The sequence below is a fragment of the Nocardiopsis chromatogenes YIM 90109 genome (assembly GCF_000341185.1).
Taxonomy (GTDB): Bacteria; Actinomycetota; Actinomycetes; order Streptosporangiales; family Streptosporangiaceae; genus Nocardiopsis_A; species Nocardiopsis_A chromatogenes.
Window position 1 is genome coordinate 1 of sequence record NZ_ANBH01000301.1, and the last position, 3,659, is coordinate 3,659.

The following is a 3,659-nucleotide window of genomic DNA, read 5'->3' on the forward strand; positions in this document are numbered from 1 at the left end:
TCCCGCCTTGCTCTGCGTGATCGTCACTTCGGCCTGCGCGGTGCGGTCGCCCCGGGTGAAGGAGCGCTCCAGGAAGTACTGGCCCACCATCAGCAGGCTGGTGATGGCCAGGTACCACAGGCACGCCGCCACCAGCATCGGGAACAGGTCGAAGGTGCGGTTGCCGATGGCCTGCAGCTGGAAGAACAGCTCGGTGGTCAGCGGGATCGCCGACACCAGCGAGGTGTCCTTCAGCATCGCGGTGACCTCGTTGCCGGTCGGCGGCACGATCACCCGCAGCGCCTGCGGCAGGGTGATGCGGCGCAGGATCAGCCCGCGGCCCATGCCCAGCGCCTGGGCGGCCTCGGTCTGGCCCTTGTCCACCGACAGCAGTCCGGCGCGCACGATCTCGGCCATGTAGGCGCCCTGGGACAGGGCCAGCGCCAGCAGCGCCGCCATGAACGGGGTGAGCACCTCGTTCATCGGGACGCTGTAGAAGCGGGCGTCGCCGTCCAGCCCGAGCGCGGGCATCCAGTAGTTGTCGAACGGCAGCCCCAGCTCAAGGTTCTGGTACAGGATGCCCATGTTGCCGAAGAGCACGCACAGCACCAGGCGCGGGACGGCGCGGAAGAACCAGGTGTACACCCAGGCCAGGCCCGAGAGGATCGGGTTGCCCGACAGCCGCATCACCGCCACGGCGATGCCCAGCGAGATGCCCACCGCCATGGCGAGCACGGTCAGTTTGAGGGTGGTCCACACGCCGTAGAGCACCGGCGGGGAGAACATGTTCTCCAGCAGGAACGGCCAGTTGAACTTGTCGTTCGTCACCAGCATGTTGACGAACATGGCCGCCAGGACCAGCAGGACGGCCGCGGCGATCCAGCGGCCCGGGTGGCGGACGGGCACGGCCTTGATCGGCTCGGGCGCCGTCCGCCCCTCCTCGGTCGGGGTCGGTGTGCTCACGCGGCCCTCTTACTCCTCGACGTCGGGGTTGATCTCGGCCTTCTCGATGGTCCCCTGTCCGTCCAGGTCCCACTCGGCGAGGATCTCGTCGTAGGTGCCGTCGTCGATGATCGCCTGGTAGCCGGCCCGGACGGCCTCGGCCAGCTCCTCGTTCTCCTTGTCGACCACCGCGCCGTAGGGCGCCGCCTCGTACTGCTCGCCCAGCGTCTCCAGCTGGCCGTCGGTCTGCTCGACGGCGTAGACCGCCACCGGCATGTCGGCCAGCCCGGCGTCGCTCTTGCCGGACACGATCGACTGCGTGGCCTGGTCCTGGCGCTCGTACTGGTCGATCTGGATCGCCGGGTCGCCGGCCTCCTCGCAGGCCTCGCTGCGCGCCTGGATGTCCTCGACCTGGACGGTGTTGGCCTGCACGGCCACGGTCATCCCGCACGCGTCGTCCGGGTCGACGCCCTCCGGGTTGCCCGCGGCGGTGAACCACTGGGTGCCCACGGTGTAGTAGCTCACCATGTTCACCTGCTCCATGCGCTCGGCGTTGATGGTGAACGAGGAGACGCCCACGTCGTACTTGCCGCTGTCCACGCCCTCGACGATGGTGCCGAAGGTGGAGGCCTCCCAGGAGGTGTCCAGGTCCATCTTGGCCGCGACCGCGTCGAACAGGTCGATGTTGAAGCCGACCACGGTGGAGCCGTCGGCGTCGAGGAACTCGCCGGGGGCGTAGCTGGCGTCCACCCCGATGGTCAGCGAGCCCTGCTCCCTGATGTCGTCCGGGACCAGGGAGGCGACCTCCTCGTCGGCCTGGACCTCGGGGGAGGCGCCCCCGTCGGCGCCGTCCTCGGAGGCGCCGCCGCCGCAGGCCGTCGCGGCCAGGGTGGCGGCCGCGGCTCCGGCGGCGAGCAGGCCTCTGGCGCGGAATGGTGTCATGGGGGAGCTCGTCGGCGAGGCCACGGTGGGTCTCCTTCGGGCCGGGGGCGCGCTGGCGCCCGGACTGGCTGCGTCCGCCCGCGTCCGCGCCGGAGGCCGGGATCGGCCGACACCCGGCCGGTACCGCGGTCGTCCCATGCTCGCCACCCGGCATGTTGCTCCGGTCACCGTTGTGAGATGATTGGATAACGGGTCACCCCCGTGGACGAGGCGGCGCTTGGCCTGCATACCGGCCGAGCGGAGGCCGGCTCGTACGCCCCGGCCTTGGCCGGCCGGGAGCGGAGCCGTCCCCTAGCACCCACAGCCTCCGCGCGCCGTCCACCTGATCACCCGCCCCCGTGTCATGGCCGACCGGAGGGCTCCGATGTACTGAGGGGTTTGTGAGTTGACCACCCAATCGCCGCGCGAGCGGCATACCGAGCGCGATTCCGATCCGGCCTTCGCCCTGCACCGGGGCGGCAAGCTGGAGGTCCGGTCCACGGTCGACGTGAGCGACCACGCCGGGCTGTCCCTGGCCTACACCCCCGGCGTCGCGCGTGTGTGCAGCGGCATCGCCGAATCCCCCGAGCTCGTCGACGCCTACACCTGGAAGTCCAACCTGGTCGCCGTCGTCACCGACGGCTCGGCCGTGCTGGGGCTGGGCGACATCGGCCCGGAGGCCTCGCTGCCGGTCATGGAGGGCAAGTCGCTGCTGTTCAAGCAGTTCGGCGGCGTCGACTCGGTGCCGATCGCGCTCAACTGCACCGACGTCGACGACCTGGTGGAGACGGTCGCCCGGATGGCGCCCTCCTTCGGCGGGATCAACCTGGAGGACATCTCCGCGCCGCGCTGCTTCGAGGTCGAGCGCCGGCTGCGGGAGCGCCTGGACATCCCGGTCTTCCACGACGACCAGCACGGCACCGCGATCGTGACGGTGGCGGCGCTGCGCAACGCGGCCCGGCTGACCGGGCGCACCCTGGGCGACCTGCGCGCCGTGGTCTCGGGCGCGGGCGCGGCCGGGGTGGCGGTCACCAAGATGCTGCTCGACGGCGGCATCGGCGACATCGCCGTGGCCGACAGCAAGGGCATGATCTACGCTGGCCGCGACGGGCTCACCCCGGTCAAGGAGGAGCTGGCGGCGATCAGCAACAGGGCCGGGCTCCAGGGCTCGATCGAGAACGCGCTCTCCGGGGCCGACGTGTTCATCGGGCTGTCCGCGGGCGAGGTGCCCGAGGAGGTCGTGGCGACCATGGCGCCGCAGGCCATCATCTGCGCGATGGCCAACCCCAACCCGGAGGTCCACCCGGACGTGGCGCGCCGGTACGCCAGTGTGGTGGCCACCGGGCGCAGCGACTTCCCCAACCAGATCAACAACGTGCTGGCGTTCCCGGGCGTCTTCCGGGGCGCGCTGGACGCGGGCGCCTCGGACATCACCGAGGGGATGAAGCTCGCGGCCGCCGATGCGCTGGCCGACCTGGTCGGCGACGACCTCGCCGCCGACTACATCATCCCGAGCACCTTCGACGAGCGGGTGGTCCCGGCGGTCTCGGCCGCCGTGGCGGCCCGGGCGCGCAAGGACGGGGTGGCGCGGGCCTGAGGCGCCCGGCCCGCCGTCCGGGTAGCCGGCCGGTGGCGCACCGTAGCGGATCCGGAGCGGGGTCGCCTGCTCCGGATCCGTTCCGTATGGGCCCCTCCCGCCCGCGGGGTGTGCCGCCCGCCGGTCCCGGGCCCTGAGCCGGGGAGGCTAGAGTCCGCCGTCGGCCGCGGCCCCGACGAAGGCCGCCCAGGCGGGGTGGCCGAAGGCCAGCACCCCCCCC

3 protein-coding genes are annotated in these 3,659 nt (G+C 71.8%); 1 reads left to right on the forward strand and 2 read right to left on the reverse strand.

Going from position 1 to position 3,659, the window contains the following annotated elements; translation table 11 throughout:
- Both D476_RS0126815 and D476_RS0126820 read right to left on the reverse strand, forming a co-directional pair.
- A partial coding sequence (locus tag D476_RS0126815; RefSeq protein ID WP_017626982.1) for an amino acid ABC transporter permease occupies window positions 1–942 on the reverse strand: 942 nt, incomplete at its 3' end.
- Between the two features lie 9 nt (window positions 943–951).
- Window positions 952–1,863, reverse strand: coding sequence for an ABC transporter substrate-binding protein (locus tag D476_RS0126820; protein ID WP_017626983.1), 912 nt, complete (start codon window positions 1,861–1,863; stop codon window positions 952–954).
- Window positions 1,864–2,248: 385 nt separating this feature from the next.
- Between D476_RS0126820 and D476_RS0126825 the strand changes: the two genes are divergently transcribed.
- A complete protein-coding gene (locus tag D476_RS0126825) occupies window positions 2,249–3,439 on the forward strand; it encodes an NAD(P)-dependent malic enzyme (RefSeq protein WP_017626984.1) in 1,191 nt (396 codons plus the stop codon).
- Window positions 3,440–3,659: the final 220 nt, after the last annotated feature.